This window comes from Bartonella sp. MR168JLCBS (assembly GCF_042194175.1).
In genome coordinates, this window is the sequence record NZ_JBHIMP010000177.1 from 1 (window position 1) to 612 (window position 612).

Here is a 612-nt window from a genome sequence, read left to right on the forward strand (position 1 = left end):
GATTTTGTTGTCGTGAATGGTGAAAATGCTTCTGGTGGTTTTGGTATCAGCCAGGAGATTTATCAAGATCTTTTAATGGTCGGTGTTGACGTTGTGACAACGGGCAATCACGCTTTTTCATGCAAAGAAACATTGTACTATGCGCATGAGAACGATCGTTTTTTACGTCCAGCCAACTTTTCTAAGGAAACTCCAGGAAGGGGTTCGGGTGTTTTTACGGCGAAGAATGGAGCTCGTGTCCTTGTTGCGAATCTTTTAGGGAAAGTTTTTATGCCGTGCAAGGTCGATGATCCGTTTGAAACAGCTGAAAATATTCTGTTCGCCTGTTCTTTGATGGAGCAAGCAGATGCGATTATTTTTGACTTTCACGCAGAAACGACGAGTGAGAAGCAATGTTTTGGGCATTTTCTTGATGGTCGTGTCAGCGTTATTGTAGGCACCCACACACACACTCCAACGGCTGATGCACAAATTTTAGAAGGAGGCAGTGCTTATTTGTCGGATGCGGGGATGTGTGGAGATTATAATTCGTCGCTTGGGATGGATAAGGAAGAGCCTTTACACCGTTTTCTTTATCAAAAGAAGCAGGATCGTTATGAGCCAGCGCGAGGT

At 44.3% G+C, this 612-nt stretch carries 1 protein-coding gene; it reads left to right on the plus strand.

Annotated features, from left to right (window positions below; all coding sequences use genetic code 11):
• Window positions 1–612: YmdB family metallophosphoesterase (locus ACFIK8_RS10150; protein ID WP_375669351.1), on the plus strand; the 612-nt coding region annotated here is incomplete at both ends.